General features: G+C 68.0%; 12 protein-coding genes. 10 read left to right on the top strand and 2 right to left on the bottom strand.

Going from position 1 to position 15,273, the window contains the following annotated elements; translation table 11 throughout:
* Positions 1–81 precede the first annotated feature (81 nt).
* Positions 82–1,971 carry a hypothetical protein gene (locus tag ACODTB_RS24795; RefSeq protein ID WP_291115075.1) on the bottom strand — a complete coding sequence of 630 codons (1,890 nt, stop codon included), beginning with the start codon at positions 1,969–1,971 and terminating at the stop codon, positions 82–84.
* A 213-nt stretch (positions 1,972–2,184) separates the two neighbouring features.
* On the opposite strand from ACODTB_RS24795, the gene ACODTB_RS24790 reads away from it, so the two are divergent.
* From ACODTB_RS24790 to ACODTB_RS24780, 3 genes are read left to right on the top strand one after another with little or no spacing between them, the layout of a single operon-like run.
* Positions 2,185–3,486 carry an FAD-binding protein gene (locus ACODTB_RS24790; protein ID WP_291115077.1) on the top strand — a complete coding sequence of 434 codons (1,302 nt, stop codon included), beginning with the start codon at positions 2,185–2,187 and terminating at the stop codon, positions 3,484–3,486.
* A gap of 49 nt (positions 3,487–3,535) precedes the next feature.
* Positions 3,536–4,276, top strand: a complete 741-nt coding sequence (locus ACODTB_RS24785; protein WP_291115079.1) for an SDR family oxidoreductase — start codon at positions 3,536–3,538, stop codon at positions 4,274–4,276.
* 50 nt (positions 4,277–4,326) lie between these two features.
* Positions 4,327–4,986 (top strand): hypothetical protein, encoded by a 660-nt coding sequence (locus tag ACODTB_RS24780; protein ID WP_291115081.1) that lies wholly within the window; start codon positions 4,327–4,329, stop codon positions 4,984–4,986.
* A gap of 57 nt (positions 4,987–5,043) precedes the next feature.
* Here the strand turns inward: ACODTB_RS24780 and ACODTB_RS24775 are convergent, their stop codons facing one another.
* Positions 5,044–5,787 carry a TetR/AcrR family transcriptional regulator gene (locus tag ACODTB_RS24775; RefSeq protein WP_291115083.1) on the bottom strand — a complete coding sequence of 248 codons (744 nt, stop codon included), beginning with the start codon at positions 5,785–5,787 and terminating at the stop codon, positions 5,044–5,046.
* Between the two features lie 279 nt (positions 5,788–6,066).
* On the opposite strand from ACODTB_RS24775, the gene ACODTB_RS24770 reads away from it, so the two are divergent.
* Genes ACODTB_RS24770 through ACODTB_RS24740 form a run of 7 tightly spaced genes read left to right on the top strand, consistent with a single transcriptional unit; the run spans position 6,067 to position 15,147 of the window.
* Positions 6,067–7,644, top strand: a complete 1,578-nt coding sequence (locus ACODTB_RS24770) for an ABC transporter substrate-binding protein (protein ID WP_291115085.1) — start codon at positions 6,067–6,069, stop codon at positions 7,642–7,644.
* Positions 7,645–7,665: 21 nt separating this feature from the next.
* On the top strand, positions 7,666–8,607 hold the full coding sequence (locus ACODTB_RS24765) for an ABC transporter permease (protein ID WP_291115087.1): 942 nt from the start codon (positions 7,666–7,668) through the stop codon (positions 8,605–8,607).
* A gap of 22 nt (positions 8,608–8,629) precedes the next feature.
* Positions 8,630–9,571 (top strand): ABC transporter permease, encoded by a 942-nt coding sequence (locus ACODTB_RS24760; protein WP_291115089.1) that lies wholly within the window; start codon positions 8,630–8,632, stop codon positions 9,569–9,571.
* A 2-nt stretch (positions 9,572–9,573) separates the two neighbouring features.
* A complete protein-coding gene (locus ACODTB_RS24755) occupies positions 9,574–11,211 on the top strand; it encodes an ABC transporter ATP-binding protein (protein WP_291115090.1) in 1,638 nt (545 codons plus the stop codon).
* Positions 11,208–12,719 carry a M81 family metallopeptidase gene (locus ACODTB_RS24750; RefSeq protein ID WP_291115092.1) on the top strand — a complete coding sequence of 504 codons (1,512 nt, stop codon included), beginning with the start codon at positions 11,208–11,210 and terminating at the stop codon, positions 12,717–12,719. The genes ACODTB_RS24755 and ACODTB_RS24750 overlap by 4 nt, the downstream gene beginning before the upstream one ends.
* A 26-nt stretch (positions 12,720–12,745) precedes the next feature.
* A complete protein-coding gene (locus tag ACODTB_RS24745; RefSeq protein ID WP_291115094.1) occupies positions 12,746–14,038 on the top strand; it encodes an aspartate aminotransferase family protein in 1,293 nt (430 codons plus the stop codon).
* Positions 14,035–15,147, top strand: a complete 1,113-nt coding sequence (locus tag ACODTB_RS24740) for a phosphotriesterase family protein (RefSeq protein WP_291115095.1) — start codon at positions 14,035–14,037, stop codon at positions 15,145–15,147. The genes ACODTB_RS24745 and ACODTB_RS24740 overlap by 4 nt, the downstream gene beginning before the upstream one ends.
* The last annotated feature ends 126 nt before the right edge of the window (positions 15,148–15,273 follow it).

The following is a 15,273-nucleotide window of genomic DNA, read 5'->3' as shown; positions in this document are numbered from 1 at the left end:
TGGCCGACTACGGCCTGGAGGCCGATCTGTTCACCGCCGTGCCCGAACTCGCTGCAGCGGTGTAGCCACGACAGCCAGCGGTCATGGGCCGGCTTTGTCTGCCGAATCCCAGGAAAGCACGCACAGTTTGACGGAGATCTTCTCCTCGAACCAAGGCACTGCTCCGCTGGGCTGTTGGATCGAAAGACCCAGGACCTTGTCTTCCAGGCGGCTCTCGGCATTGAAAAAATGCGCGGCCGCTTCGGTGGAGACCAGCGCGGGTGACAACAGGAAGCCGGTCTGGCCCGCCTCGCGCAGATACCGGAAATCGGTGCTCCCCATCGGGGTGGCGATCGTCATGCGAAGAACGGGGGGACCGGTCAACAGGCTCAGAACCCGTCCGAACCAGGTGGGTTCCACGTCCATCTCGGCCCACACCGCTTGATCCGGGCCCACGGAGGGAACCAGCAGTGGCAGATCGAACTCCGTTTCAGACGTGCGGCACCGTTCAGACTGGGCCAGCGGCGAAGCACGGCGCGTCAACAGCAGGGCGTTCGGCGTCTGCCGGTCAACCTGGTACTGCCGTCGGTAGGCTCCCAGGGTAAGCGGATCTTCCTGGGCTGCGTAGCGGCCATCGATGGGCACGACGCTGAAAACCACCGACCGCGGAGCCTGCGGGCTGGCGAGGAAATCCGCGTTGCGCGCCGACATGTAGCGGCTGGTGGCAAAGTAGGACTGAAATGCGGGCCGCGAGGCGATCGGCAACCCAGACGCGTAAGCCAGACTGAACTCGAAGGGGAAGACATCGACGGGGCCTTCGATGCCCACAAAGGGCAGGGCTGCGCGCGCTTCCATGAGCGCCGTCTCGTGGCGACGGCGCCTGTCGGCATCCGAGGCGGCCCGGTATCCTGGGTCCAGCACATAGCGGATGCGACTCTCCACAGCGTGCACGTACCCTGTGATGTAACCCACTTGCGGGAGCACGGATGCCGAGATGTGGATGGCCAGCAAAGCCGCGGCCATCGCCACTGCGGCCATCACACGCCGGTGGCGGCGGGTGGGGACGTCGACGCTTGGGCTCCCAAGTTGCACGGCGCACAGCACGGCCAGCGCGAGAAACGAAGCGCCCGGGTTCGCGCCATGCCGAACAAAACCCATCTTGTAGGCCACCAGCAGATACCCCAGCGTGACGAGGCTGAGCACCGTGCTGGCAGGCCGGGTCATGCGCAGCGTTGCGGCGACAAGGACGGCGGCGCCAACGATGTAGGCGCCATGCAGCGCGAATGGCGCGGGCAGGCCCATGTCCGCGTTGTAGGCCAGCGAGACATCGGCATAGCCGCGCAGAAAGCGGAACACGCCGGAGACATCTTGGCCAGACAACCAGAACAGCAGGACGAAGGACAAGACAAAGCACACGGGGACAATGGGCCGGTAGTCCCGCACGGTGAAGCGGTAGATGCTCGCCAGGACAAGGGCAGGCAAACTGAAGAACAGGGCATTCGCCTTGACCAGGCACGCCAACGCCGCGGCGAACGCGAGCAGAACCGAAAGCGCGAGTTGCGCGGCATTGCCCTGCTGTCTGCGGCATTCATGGTGGCACAGCAGCAAGGCGGGCAGGAGCAGGTACACATCCCGCCAGATGCCCATCAGCAGGGTCAGGCCACCCCAGGCCAGCAAAGCCCCTGCGCTCCTGATTTGCAATACCAGGAAACAACCGATGCCCACCATCAGCAGGAAGGCGGCCTTGTAGAGCAGCCTCTCCTGATGGGTTTGTTCGAAGTAGATGACCGATTCGATGAAAGACAACGGCCCGTAGTTGAATATGATTTGACTGCCGTGCTGAAGCCTGTTTTCGTGGGCGTACCCGAGCATCGCGTGCCAAGACAAATCGAGCCCGCGCATCGTCGGGGCGAAATCTCCATAAAGCAAATACCCGAGCATGAACAGCGTTCCGGCAAGCGGCACCGCGAAAGAGAGAAGTCGGGTTTTCATGGGCGGATGGATGTCGAGCGAGAACTGATTTTTTTATTGGCGAGCCCTGCGGCCATTGTCCATTCCAGCCCGTGGCATGGACGACGCCCATGCTAGCATCGCCTTCATGCGCCCACCTCGCTCCTCAATCACAGCGCGATGCATTGGTGGTGCCATTGGCTTGGAATTGGACTGCGCCATCCACCGCGAAAACGTTGCACCCCAGGCGGCCTGATGGAATTGCATGGCTGGGGTCGCTATCCGAGGCAGGAAGCCCATGTGGCCGAGCCGCTGTCGAGGCAGCAGTGCCTGCGTGCCATGCCAGGCGCCCTGCCACTGATCGCTCGCGGACGGGGGCGAAGCTATGGTGACAGTGCGCTGGGCCCCCAGGTGCTTTCAACCCGCTATCTGGATCAGTTTCATGACTTTGATCCGCAGACGGGTGTGCTTTCCTGCGATGCCGGTGTTTCGCTGGATGACATTCTGCAAACCTTCGTGCCACGTGGCTGGTTTCTCCCCGTCCTGCCTGGCACACGCTTCATCACCGTCGGCGGTGCCATTGCCAGTGATGTTCACGGAAAGAACCACCACCGTGATGGCACCTTCAGCGCCCATGTCGCTTCGATTCGGATTCTTTTGGGCAACGGGGAGTGCGTGGGTGCGTCTCCATCCGACAAGGCCGAGCTTTTCCATGCCACCTGTGGCGGGATGGGGCTGACCGGCGTCATCGTGTCCGCCGTGTTGCGGCTCAGGGCCATCACCGCCAGCGACATCCTGGAGACCAGGATCAAGACACCCAACCTGGACGCGGTGCTTGAGGCCTTTGACGCGCATGCCGCCAGCGCCTATTCGGTCGCCTGGATCGACTGCATGGCGCGTGGCACCCACCTGGGCCGCTCCATTCTCGTCATGGGAGAGCAATGCACCGAGGGCCCACTGATCGCACAACAGGTCAAGGCCCTTGGAATACCTGCCGAAATGCCCTCGGGTTTGCTCAATCGAGCGGTGGCCAAGATGTTCAATGCCGCCTATTACGGCCGGGCACGCTCCCATGCGCAAAAGTCGCGCCAGCCGTTCGAGTCATTCATTGCCCCGCTGGATGCCATTACCGGGTGGAGCAGCTTGTATGGCCGCCCGGGATTTCTGCAATACCAGTTTGTGTTGCCCAAGGCATCCGGTGCGGAAGGATTGCGGGACATACTCAAACACATCGGTCAATCCAGACTCGGTGCTTTCCTCGCTGTTCTGAAATTGTTTGGCGACGCCAATGCCAACCCGTTGAGCTTCCCCCTGAAAGGGTATTCGCTGGCGGTGGATTTCAAAGCGGAAGCCGCGACATTTGAACTGCTCGACGTGCTGGACGGCATCGTTGCCGCGCATGGCGGGCGGCTGTATCTCGCCAAGGATGCCCGGATGAGCGAAGCCATGTTCAAGGCGGGTTACCCACGGTGGCAGGAGTTCGAGGAGGTGCGTGCACGCTGGCATGCCCACGGCAAATTCATGTCGGCCCAGTCCCGTCGACTGGGTTTGGCATAAACGCTGCACGCAGGCACGCCCTTCAGATGCATCTGTACCCAAAAAAATCATGACGAGAATTCTGATCATCGGTGCGACTTCAGCCATCGCGAAAGCGACGGCGCGTCGCTGGGCGCGCGAGGGGCATGAGCTCTATCTGGTCGGGCGCGACCGGGATCATCTGCACGAGATCGCGGGCGATCTGAAAGTTCGCGGCGCTCAGTCGGTCCAGTGTGCGGCGCTGGACGTGAACGACTTGGCCCAGCACGCCGCCGTGATCGACACCGCCGCAGGCGCACTCGGGGGGGTCGACGTGGCCCTGATTGCCCACGGCACATTGGGCGATCAAAAAGCCTGCGAGCAGGATTTCCAGGCCGCGCTCCAGGAACTGAACACCAACGCCATCAGCGTGATCTCGTTGCTCACCCATCTGGCCAACCGATTTGAAGCGCAAAGGCAGGGCGCCATCGTCGTTCTCGGTTCGGTGGCCGGCGATCGCGGCAGGCAATCCAACTACGTGTACGGCACCGCGAAAAGTGCCGTGGCGACGTTCCTGCAAGGCCTGCGCAACCGATTGCACAAGTCGGGCGTCCAGGTCTTGACGATCAAGCCGGGGTTCGTGGACACACCGATGACGGCGGCATTTGACAAGAAGGGGCCGCTTTGGAGTTCTCCCGATGCCATCGCCGAAGAGATTCTTCGCGGCATCGCCAAGCGGCGCGACGTCGTGTACGCGCCCTGGTTCTGGTGGGGCGTGATGGCCATCATCAAGTCGATTCCGGAGCGCCTCTTCAAGCGCTTGTCGCTCTGAGCCCCCTGACCTGAGGCGAGGGCCGTGGCGCTTGTGTCAAAGTCGCGGGCATGACTTCCCGCACGATCAGCGCCGCCGACTTCCTCCTGGCGCCTGAGGTTCAACAGATCCTCAAAACCGTTTTCGCCGAACCCACCCAACCGCACTCGAGGTCCGCGCTCGCCAAGGCGACACGGCTGACGCCCGACGATGTCGAGCGCACGCTGCAGCACCTGCTGCAGAGCGGCATCCTGACCCAGCACGCCGCCGATACCGATGGCGAGGCCGGGCCGGTGAGCGCCAACACCGGCTTCGTCTTCTACGCCGAGCTGCGCCGCATCGCGCTCAAGTCCTTCGCTGCGGCGGAGCCGCTGCGCGCCATGCTGCGCGCCAAGTTCAAGGACTCGGTGCTGCAGGCCGTGCTGCTGGGCGAGGACCCCCAGGGCACGCTGACGGTGCTCGTCGTGCACGGCGAACGCCTGCCCGATGCCGCCGCCATGGCGGCAGCCTGCCAGAAGCTGCGGGGCACACTGGGGCGCCACCTTCAGGTGCACGTGCTGAGCCACGCGTCCTTCGAGGCCCACGCGGCGCGAACGCAGCTGGCGCAGCGCCTGGCCTCGGGGGAAGCGATGCAGATCCTCGCCCCGGGCGAGACCAAGGCCCGGGCGCCCAGCGGGCGCGGTGGGCTCTTGCAGGCCGCCAAGGCGCGCCTGGCGGCACTCAGGCGCTGACAGGGCATTGATCGACACGGCGCTCCCCCGCCGCAGCGCTGGCGCCCCGTGCCCGCTTCAGCCCGTCGGGGATGTCTTACGGCCAAGGAACACTTCGAGCCCACTGAGAAAAATTTCGACATGGGCATCGAAGCTGCTGTTGAGCGGCACGTCGGTGCCGTTCTGCCAGCGCAGGATGAAAGCGCGGTTGGCCAGCAAGGGCAGGTAGCGCACCAGCGTGGGATTGGCCAGCGGGTCGATGGAGCGCACCCGGCCTTCCAGCGCAGTGGCCCAGCCCTCGGGATCGTCGGTGGGCAGGGGCGCCAGTTCCATCGTCATGAAGCCCATCATCGCGGAGATGACGCAGTTGTAGGCCTCGCGCAGGTTGGCCTCGGTGGCGCCCGCTTCCAGCAGGGCCTGGATCACGCCTTCGATCAGGTCGGTGCTCAAGGCGCCGTTGGAGGCCAGCTGAGCACCGATCAACTGCGCCACGTTGGGGTGCTTGCGCACGGACTTGCGGTAGCGGTTGAACAGCTTGCGCATCCAGGCGCGCCAGTCGCCTTCGCCGCGCGGCGGCACCACACCGGCCATCACCAGGTTCGACACCTCGGCCAGCAGCGCGTCCTTCGACGCCAGGTGCCAGTAGATGGTGCTGGGGTACACGTCCAGCGACCGCGCCACGTCCCGCATGCTGAACGCATGGATGCCCACCCGGTCGATCTGGGCAAGCGCCACCTCGACGATGAGCTCGCGCGTGATGGTGCTGTTGGTGGGCCTTCCCGCCGTCTTGCGGGCGGGCTTGGAGGAAGCTGAGGGGGGCATGGCGTCGGGTCGGGCGTTGAGGAGGCCGGGCCGATGGTACACGCTCCACCCCCGCGCCATGCACCCTTCCCGAGCGCTCCAACGGCCCGTTTGGTGCGTTGCGCGCACCGTTGTCGGGCAAGGGCCCCAGACCGCCGCCTAGGGTTATCCCTCTCCTGCCGCCATGCTCCATTCGACAAAATCTAATTATCCAGTGAACAATAAAGTAATTGTCCTGCGTGGCATATTGCTTGCTTGAAGCTGAACGTACCCACTCAACGTGTCCACCAAGGAATGCCCATGCCCTTCACGCGCCGCTTCATGTTCGCCTCCACCCTGGGGGCTGCCCTCGTCCTCGCGGCGTCGTCCGCCCTGGCGCAGGGCAGCACGTTCCGCCTCGTGCCTTCATCCGATCTGAAGGTGCTGGACCCGGTCTGGACCACGGCAGTGGTCACCCGCAACCACGGCTACATGATTTACGACACGCTCTTCGGCACCGACGCCAAAGGGCGCATCCAGCCGCAGATGGTCGAGTCCCACACCGTGAGCAGCGATGGCAAGAGCTGGACGTTCAAGCTGCGCGCCGGCCTGGCCTTCCACGACGGCCAGCCGGTGACGGCCGAGGACGTGCTCGCCTCGCTGGCGCGCTGGGCCAAGCGCGACCCCATGGGCCAGCGCATGTACGCCGTGCTGGACAAGGCCGAAGCGGTGTCAGCCAGCAGCTTCCGCCTGGTGTTCACCGAGCCGTATGGCGTGGTGCTCGAATCCCTGGGCAAGCCCTCGTCCCTGGTGCCCTTCATCATGCCCAGGCGCATCGCCGACACGCCGGCCGACAAGCAGATCGCCGAGCACATCGGCTCGGGCCCGTACGTCTTCAAGGCCGACGAGTTCCGCCCGGGCGAGCGTGCCGTCTACCTGAAGAACGACAAGTACGTGCCGCGCACCGAAGCCCCCTCGGGCACCACCGGTGGCAAGACGGTGAAGGTCGATCGCGTGGAGTGGGTGGTGCTCAAGGACGCGCAGACGCAGGTCAATGCCCTGGTCAACGGCGAGGTCGACATGCTTGAGTCCGTGCCCTTCGAGCACTACAACGCCCTGAAGGCGAACAACCGCATCACCACCGCGGCCGCGGCCGGCGGGCAGTACCTGCTGCGCTTCAACCACCTGGTGCCGCCGTTCAACGACGTGCGGGTGCGCCAGGCCGCCATGCTGTCCATGAACCAGGACGCGCTGCTGCGCACGCAGGTCGGCATTCCCGAGCTGTACAAGACCTGCATGTCGGTCTACCCCTGCGGCTCGCCATTGGCCTCGACCAAGAGCCTGGGCTTCACCGACAAGCCGCAGTTCGCCAAGGCGCGTGAACTGCTGAAGGCCGCAGGCTACAAGGGCCAGCCGGTGGTGCTGCTGCACGCCACCGACAACAGCCTGCTGGCCAAGCTGCCGCCGGTGGTGGCGCAGCTGCTGCGCCAGGGCGGCTTCACCGTCGACATGAAATCGATGGACTGGGGTTCCGTGGTGGCGCGCCGCGCCAAGAAGGAGCCGGCGAGCCAGGGCGGCTGGGACGCCTTCGTGACCTACTGGGGCACGGAGGACGCGCTGAACCCGATCAACTACGCCCCGCTGTCGGCCAACGGCGAAGCCGGCTGGTTCGGCTGGGCCAGCGACGAGCGCCTGGAGCAGCTCCGCTCCACCTACGCGCGCGCCACCACCGAAGCGCAGCGCAAGCAACTGGCCGACGACATCCAGGTTCGCGCCTACGAGATCGGCGCCTTCGCCCCCATGGGCGAGCTGCTGCGCCCGGTGGCCTTCCGCAAAGGCGTGGTCAGCGGCGTGCTCGTCGGGGCGACCAACGTCTACTGGAACATCAGCAAGCCCTGACGCACAGCCGCTGCACACGCCATGGTCACCTTCATCGCCCGCCGGCTGCTTTCGACGCTGCCGGTCCTGATCTTCGTCGCGGTCTTCGTGTTCCTGATCCTGCGCATGACGCCCGGCGACCCCGCGGCGCTCATCGTGGGCGACATGGGCACCGAGGCCGACCTCGCCCGCGTGCGCCAGAGCCTGGGGCTGGACGGTTCGCTGCCCTCGCAGTTCCTGATCTGGATCGGGGAGCTGCTGCGCGGCGACCTGGGCGAGTCCTACTACTTCAAGACCAGCGTGGCCACGCTGATCGCGCAGCGCCTGGAGCCCACGCTCTCGCTGGCCGCGCTCACCATCGTGCTGGCCGTGCTGATCGCCGTGCCGCTGGGCGTGCTCGCGGCGGCGCGGCACGGCGGCTGGCTCGATCGCATGCTGATGGGCTTCTCGGTGCTGGGCTTTTCGGTGCCGGTGTTCGTCATCGGCTACGCGCTGATCTGGCTGTTCGCCCTCAAGCTGGGCTGGCTGCCGGTGCAGGGCTATGCGCGCCTCTCTTCGGGCGTGGGCCCCTGGCTCGCGAACCTGGTGCTGCCCGCCATCACGCTCTCGCTGGTCTACACCGCATTGATCGCGCGGGTCACGCGCGCGGCGGTGTCCGAGGCCTTGACCGAAGACCACATCCGCACCGCGCGGGCCAAGGGCCTGGCCGAGCGCGCCGTCCTCATGCGGCACGCACTGGCCAACGCCGCCGTGCCCATCGTCACCGTGATCGGCATCGGCATCGCGCTGCTGATCGGTGGCGTGGTGGTCACCGAAACCGTGTTCGCCATCCCCGGCCTGGGCCAGCTCACCGTGGACGCGGTGCTCTCGCGCGACTTCCCTGTCATCCAGGGCGTGATCCTGCTGTTTTCGGTGGTCTACGTGCTCATCAACCTGCTGATCGACCTGAGCTACGTGCTGCTGGATCCGCGCATCCGCTACTGACCGACCTGCCCGAATGACGACCATGACCTCCGATCCCCGCGACCTGCCCTCCGTGGCCCCCGAAGAAGCCACGCCGGCTCGCCAACGGCCTTCCACCTGGCAACTGGTGCGCGCCAACGGCGCGGTGCGCGTCGGCGCCTGCGCATTGGCCTTGCTGACTTTCGTGGCCGTGGCCGCGCCCTGGCTGGGCACGGTGGACCCGTCGGCCATCGACCCGGCCAGCATCAACATCGCGCCCGGCACGCGCGCGCCCTTCACCGACCTGGCCGGCGACGCCAAGGACCACCTCTTCCTGCTCGGGGCCGACGGCTTCGGGCGCGACACCTGGAGCCGCATCGCCTATGGCGCGCGCGTCTCGCTGCTGGTGGGCGTGGCGGTGGCCGTGCTCGCCATGCTGGGCGGCGGCCTGATCGGCCTGGCGGCCGGCTACTTCCGCCGCCTCGACGGCGTGCTGATGCGCCTCATGGACGGCTTCATGGCGATCCCCAACATCCTGCTGGCCATCGCGCTGGTCTCGATGTGGCGCGCCAGCCTGCTGACCATCGTGGTGGCCATCGCCATCCCCGAGATCCCGCGCGTGGCGCGGCTGCTGCGCTCCATCGTGCTCTCGGTGCGCGAGGAACCGTACGTGGAAGCCGCCGCCGCGCTGAACACGCCGACCTGGAAGATTCTCTGGCGCCACGTCCTGCCCAACGCCGTGGCCCCGCTGATCGTGCACGCCACCTACGTCTGCGGCTCGGCCATGCTGGTCGAGGCGATCCTCTCCTTCCTCGGCATCGGCCTTTCGCCCGAAATCCCGACCTGGGGAAACATCATGTCCGAGGGCCGCGTCAACTTCAACGAACACCCCGAGAACGTGCTGTTCCCGGGTGCTTTCCTGGCGCTGACCGTGCTGGCCGTGAACATCCTGGGGGATGGCCTGCGCGACACGCTGGACCCCAAACTGCGCCGCCGCGGAGCCTGACCATGACCCTTTCCCACGCCGCCATCGAGCCCGTGCTGACGGTCCACGACCTCACGGTGCAACTGCCCCCCAACGCCGACCGGCTTCATGCGGTCGATCGCATCAGCTTCGAGGTCTTCGCCGGCCAGACCACCTGCCTGCTGGGCGAATCGGGGTCGGGCAAGTCCGTCATCGCGCAGACCGTGATGCGCCTGCTGCCGCCCGCCGTGGCGCCCGTGCGCGGCAGTGTGCGCCTGCTCGGTGAAGACGTGCTGGCCATGCCGACGGAGCGCCTGCGCCGCGTGCGTGGCGAGCGCATGGCCATGATCTTCCAGGAGCCCATGACCGCGCTCAACCCGGTCATGACCTGCGGCCAGCAGCTCGACGAGATGCTGGCCGTGCACACCGAGCTCTCGTCGGCCGAACGCCGCGAGCGCATCCTGGAGGTGTTCGGCCGCACGCGCCTGCCCTCGCCCCCGCGCATCTTCGGCGCCTACCCGCACCAGCTCTCGGGCGGCCAGCGCCAGCGCGTGATGATCGCCATGGCGCTGATCCTCAAGCCCGCGCTGCTGATCTGCGACGAGCCCACCACCGCACTGGACGTGACCACGCAGGCCGAGATCCTCAAGCTGATCCGCGAACTGCAGCGCGAGAACGGCACCGCCGTGCTCTTCATCACGCACGACTTCGGCGTGGTGGCCGAGATCGCCGACCACGTGGTGGTGATGCGACTGGGCGAGATGGTCGAGCAGGGCCCCAAGCTCGCGGTGCTGCAGGCGCCGCGCGAGCCCTACACCCGCATGCTGCTTTCGGCCGTGCCCGGCCTCGAGCCGGTGCAGCGCGCGCCGGTGGCCGAGGCCGCGCCCCTGATCGAAGCGCGTGGCCTGGCCAAGACCTACAGCACGCGGCGCCTCTTCGGCGGTCGCAAGGATGTGCACGCCGCGCGTGGCGTGTCGCTGCGCGTGCGCCCCGGCGAGACCGTGGGCATCGTGGGCGAATCGGGTTCGGGCAAGTCCACCGTGGCGCGCTGCATCGCGCGCCTGATCGACCCCAGCGCGGGTGAGGTGCTGTCGCATGGCGAGGCCGTGCAGAAGGCCAGCGGGCGCCGGCTCAAGGCGTTCCGCGAACAGGTGCAGGTGGTGTTCCAGGACCCCTACCGCTCGCTCAACCCGCGCCAGACCGTGGGCGAGTCCATCATCGAAGGCGCGGTCAACGCCGGCCAGCGCCATGAGCAGGCCTGGGCCCGCGCCGAGGAGCTGATGCGCCTGGTGCGCCTGCGCCCGGACGCGCTGCACCGCTATCCGCACGAGTTCTCGGGCGGCCAGCGCCAGCGCATCTGCATCGCGCGCGCGCTGGCCTGCAACCCGCAGGTGCTGATCGCCGACGAAGCGGTCTCGGCGCTGGACGTGTCGGTGCAGGCGCAGATCCTCGAGCTGCTCGACGACATCCAGCAACGCCTGCGCATCGGCCTGCTGTTCATCACCCACGACCTGCGCGTGGCCAACCAGATCTGCGACCGCATCATCGTGATGCACCAGGGCGCCATCGTCGAAGAAGGGCCGGCGCACCAGGTGTTCTCCGACCCGGCCCACGCCTACACCCGCGCCCTGCTGGACTCGGTGCCCGGCCGCGGCTTCGCCTTCCACGGAGCCCCGGCATGAGCGCGCTCCGCACCACGGCCCCCCAAGTGCTGGTGGCCCGGCTCAGCCACGAAAGCCACGCCTTCAGCCGGCTGCGCACCACGCTGGCCGAGTTCGGCCGCGAGGAGCTGCTGTTCGGCGACGAGATCGTCGAGCGCATGCGCGGCACGCGCACCGAGCTGGGCGGCATCATCGACGCCGCGCAGGCGCAGGGTTGGCAGCTCGTGCCCACGGTCAGCGCCTGCGCCTCCACCGCCGGGCCCGTCACGCGCGCGGCCTACGACGCGCTCACCGAGCCCATGCTGCGAGCGCTGGCCGAGCACCCTCACGTGGCGGCCGTGGTGCTGTCGCTGCATGGCGCGATGTTCGTCGAAGGCCTGCCCGACCCCGAGGGCGATCTGCTGTGCCGCATCCGCCAGCAGGTCGGCCCGCGCGTGGTGGTCGCGGCCACGCTGGACCTGCACGCCAACGTCACCGACGCCATGGTGCGCTACGCCGACATCCTCACCAGCTACCGCACCACGCCGCACGTGGACCAGTACGAGGCCGGCCAGCGGGCCTGCGCACTGGTGCGGCGCGCCCTGGCCGGCGAGATCCGCCCGCGCGTGCACCTCGCGCGGCGCGACATGATCGCCGGCATGGACCTGGGCCGCACGCTGCGCGAGGGCCCCATGACGCGCCTGCACGCCCGCGCGCGGGCCTGGGAGCAGCGCGAGGCGGCCGTGCTCGATGTGAGCCTGAACGCGGGCTACTACATGGGCGACGTCTACGAAGCCGGCCCCTCGGTGCTGGTGGTCGGCGACGGCGACGCCGCGCTGTGCCAGCGCGTGGCGGACGAGCTGATCGACGACGCCTACCGCTGGCGCGACCAGAAGACCGTGCACCTGCAAAGCGTGGACGAGGCGCTGGCGCGCTGCCGCGAACCCGCTCAGGGCCGCGGCCCGCTGATCCTGGCCGACTACACCGACGGCCCGGGCGGCGGCGGCTACGGCGACGCCACCGCCCTGCTGCAGGCCCTGCTGGCCGCCAACCTGCCGGGCACGCTGGTGGGCCTGCTCCACGACCCCGAGAGCGCGCGCCAGGCGATCGAAGCCGGCGTGGGCCAGGCGCTGGACCTGCGCATCGGCGGCAAGACCGACCCGGCCTTCGGCGGCGGGCCTGTGGCCGTGCGCGCCCGGGTGCTCGCGGTGTCCGACGGCCGCTTCGTGCGCAGCGGCCCCTTCAAGACCGGCACACCGGCCTCCATCGGCGCCAGCGCCCTGCTGCAATGCGGCGAGGTGCAGGTGATCGTCGCCAGCAACCGCGTGCAGGCCGAGGAGCGCGGCCAGTACCGCGTGCTCGGCGTGGACGTCGAGCGGCTCAACGTGCTCGCCCTCAAGGGCATCAACCACTTCCGCGCCGACCTCGAACCCATCGCGCGCGGCATCGTGTTCGTGGAATCGGGCGGCATCCACGCCACCGACCTGCGCACCCTGCCTTACCGCAACGTGCGGCGCCCCCTCTGGCCGCTGGACGACACCGCCGGCTGATTTCCCCTGTTTTCCCTGACCATCACATGAACCTCGACACCGAACTGAGCCAGCTGCGCGACGCCTATGTGGCGCGCCACCCCCAGAGCCAAAGCCGCTACCAGGCCGCCACCGCCGTCATGCCCGGCGGCAACACCCGCTCGGTGCTCTACTACGATCCTTTTCCGCTGGCCATGGCCCGCGGCGAGGGCGCCCGCCTCTGGGACGCGGATGGCCATGAGTACCTCGATTTCCTGGGCGAGTTCACGGCCGGCCTGTACGGCCACAGCCACCCGGTGATCCGCGAAGCCATCCAGGCCGCCTTGGACGGTGGCATCAACCTCACCGGCCACAACCTGCTCGAAGCGCAGCTGGCCCAACTCGTGACCAGCCGCTTCCCCTCGGTGCAGCGACTGCGCTTCACCAACTCCGGCACCGAGGCCAACCTGCTGGCGATTGCGGCCGCCAAGCGCTTCACCGGCCGCCAGAAGATCCTCGTGTTCAAGGGCGGCTACCACGGTGGCGTGCTCACCTTCGCCGCCGGCCACTCGCCGATCAATGTGCCGCACGACTTCGTGCTCGGCACCTACAACGACCAGGCCGGTGCCGCCGCGCTCGTGGCCGAGCACGCGAAGGACCTGGCCGCCATCCTGGTCGAGCCCATGCAGGGCGCCGGCGGCTGCATCGTCGGGCGCCCCGGGTTCCTGGCCGACCTGCGCCGCCTCGCCACCGAGACCGGCGCGCTGCTGGTGTTCGACGAGGTGATGACCTCGCGCCTGACGCCGGGCGGGCGCCAGGCCGCCCTGGGCATCGCGCCCGACATGACCACGCTGGGCAAGTACATCGGCGGCGGCATGTCCTTCGGCGCCTTCGGTGGCCGCGAGGACGTGATGGCGCTGTTCGACCCGCGCGTGCCGGGCCACCTGGGCCACGCCGGCACCTTCAACAACAACGTGATGACCATGTCGGCCGGCATCGCGGGCCTGAGCCGGATCTACACGCCCGAGGTGGCGGTGGCCTTCAACGCGCGCGGCGACGCGCTGCGCGAGCGCCTGAACGCGACCGCCCGCTCGCGCGGCACGCGCCTGCAGTTCACCGGCCTGGGCACGCTCATGAACCTGCACGCCACGCCGGGCGAGATCCGCCACTGCGACGACATTCCCGCGACCGAGCACACCGTCAAGGACCTGTTCTTCTTCCACATGCTGGCCCACGGCTTCTACGTGGCGCGGCGCGGCTTCATCGTGCTCTCGCTGCCACTGACGGACGACGACCTCGACCGCTTCCACGGCGCCTTCGAGGCCTTCGTGGACCGCTACGGCCAGGGCCTGCAGCCATGAGCGCCGCGCAGGGCCGCTCCCAAGCAAGCTCGCACCGCAGCCCGCAGGGCGAAGGTACTCCAGTGAGCGCCACCGAGCCGCGCCAAGGCCGCGTGCAGACCGTGCTCGGCCTGGTGGACCCTGCCGTGCTGGGGCCCACGCTCATGCACGAGCACGTCTTCATCGACCTCACGCCGCCGCCGCTGCGCCTGAACCCGCCGGCCGAGCAGGAAGCGGACATCGATCTGTGCAACTGCTGGGGCATCGCCTACGGCCAGAAGCCGTTCATGCGCAACTACCGGCTGGACGAGACCGACGTGGCCGTGGCCGAGCTGCGCGACATGAAGGCCGCCGGCGGCGCCTCGCTGGTGGACCTCACGGTGGGCGGCCTCAACCCCCAGCCCGATCGGCTGGTGGAGGTGGCGAAGGCCACCGGCGTGCACATCGTCATGGGCTGCGGCCACTACGTGAACGACTACCAGCACCCGGCCAACCACACGCGAACGGCCGACGACTTCGCGCGCGAGATGGTGGAGCAGCTCACCGTGGGCGCCTGGGGCACGGCCGTGCGGGCCGGCATCATCGGCGAGATCGGCTGCCAGGCCCCCTGGACGGATCTGGAGCGGCGCGTCATGCACGGCGCGCTCACCGCGATGCAGGCCACCGGGGCCGCGCTCAACGTGCACCCGGGGCGCGATGCCGACCAGCCCATGGAGGTGGTGGACTTCATCCGCGCGCGCGGCCTGCCGGTGGACCGCGTGGTCATCAGCCACATCGACCGCACGATCTTCGACGACGACCGGCTGCTGCGCCTGGCCGACACCGGCTGCGTGATCGAGTTCGACCTGTTCGGCTGGGAGCAGACCGCCTACCCGGCGGCCGACATCGACATGCCCAACGACGGCGCGCGGCTGCGCATGGTCAAGCTGCTGGTCGACCGGGGCCACCGCGATCAGGTGCTGATCAGCCACGACATCTGCACCCGCACCCGGCTGGGCCGCTACGGCGGCCACGGCTACCAGCACATCTTCGCCAACATCGCGCCGCGCATGCTGCGCCGCGGGTTCACGCAGGCCGACGTGGACACCATTCTGGTGAAGACCCCGCGCCGCCTGCTGACGTTGATCTGAGTCCCGCGCACCGGCAGGCCCTTTCCTTTCCCCCATCGACAGAGCGCTGCGCGCGCGCCCTTCCGGGTGCACGCGCCAGGGCTTCTGTTGCCCGAAAACGGCCGCAAGGCCACCCAAGGCCCGGAG

The sequence above is a fragment of the Hydrogenophaga sp. FG152 genome (genome assembly GCF_057809615.1).
The sequence above is the reverse complement of the archived record's forward strand: the minus strand, read 5'-3'. Positions and strand labels throughout refer to the sequence as shown.

Excerpts from the sequence above, each read along its gene's own strand:
- ACODTB_RS24770 (WP_291115085.1), top strand. The coding sequence starts at position 6,067 with ATGCCCTTCACGCGCCGCTTCATGTTCGCCTCCACCCTGGGGGCTGCC.
- ACODTB_RS24765 (WP_291115087.1), top strand. The coding sequence starts at position 7,666 with ATGGTCACCTTCATCGCCCGCCGGCTGCTTTCGACGCTGCCGGTCCTG.
- ACODTB_RS24775 (WP_291115083.1), bottom strand. The coding sequence starts at position 5,787 with ATGCCCCCCTCAGCTTCCTCCAAGCCCGCCCGCAAGACGGCGGGAAGG.
- ACODTB_RS24785 (WP_291115079.1), top strand. The coding sequence starts at position 3,536 with ATGACGAGAATTCTGATCATCGGTGCGACTTCAGCCATCGCGAAAGCG.
- ACODTB_RS24755 (WP_291115090.1), top strand. The coding sequence starts at position 9,574 with ATGACCCTTTCCCACGCCGCCATCGAGCCCGTGCTGACGGTCCACGAC.
- ACODTB_RS24760 (WP_291115089.1), top strand. The coding sequence starts at position 8,630 with ATGACCTCCGATCCCCGCGACCTGCCCTCCGTGGCCCCCGAAGAAGCC.
- ACODTB_RS24780 (WP_291115081.1), top strand. The coding sequence starts at position 4,327 with ATGACTTCCCGCACGATCAGCGCCGCCGACTTCCTCCTGGCGCCTGAG.
- ACODTB_RS24795 (WP_291115075.1), bottom strand. The coding sequence starts at position 1,971 with ATGAAAACCCGACTTCTCTCTTTCGCGGTGCCGCTTGCCGGAACGCTG.
- ACODTB_RS24740 (WP_291115095.1), top strand. The coding sequence starts at position 14,035 with ATGAGCGCCGCGCAGGGCCGCTCCCAAGCAAGCTCGCACCGCAGCCCG.
- ACODTB_RS24750 (WP_291115092.1), top strand. The coding sequence starts at position 11,208 with ATGAGCGCGCTCCGCACCACGGCCCCCCAAGTGCTGGTGGCCCGGCTC.
- ACODTB_RS24790 (WP_291115077.1), top strand. The coding sequence starts at position 2,185 with ATGGAATTGCATGGCTGGGGTCGCTATCCGAGGCAGGAAGCCCATGTG.
- ACODTB_RS24745 (WP_291115094.1), top strand. The coding sequence starts at position 12,746 with ATGAACCTCGACACCGAACTGAGCCAGCTGCGCGACGCCTATGTGGCG.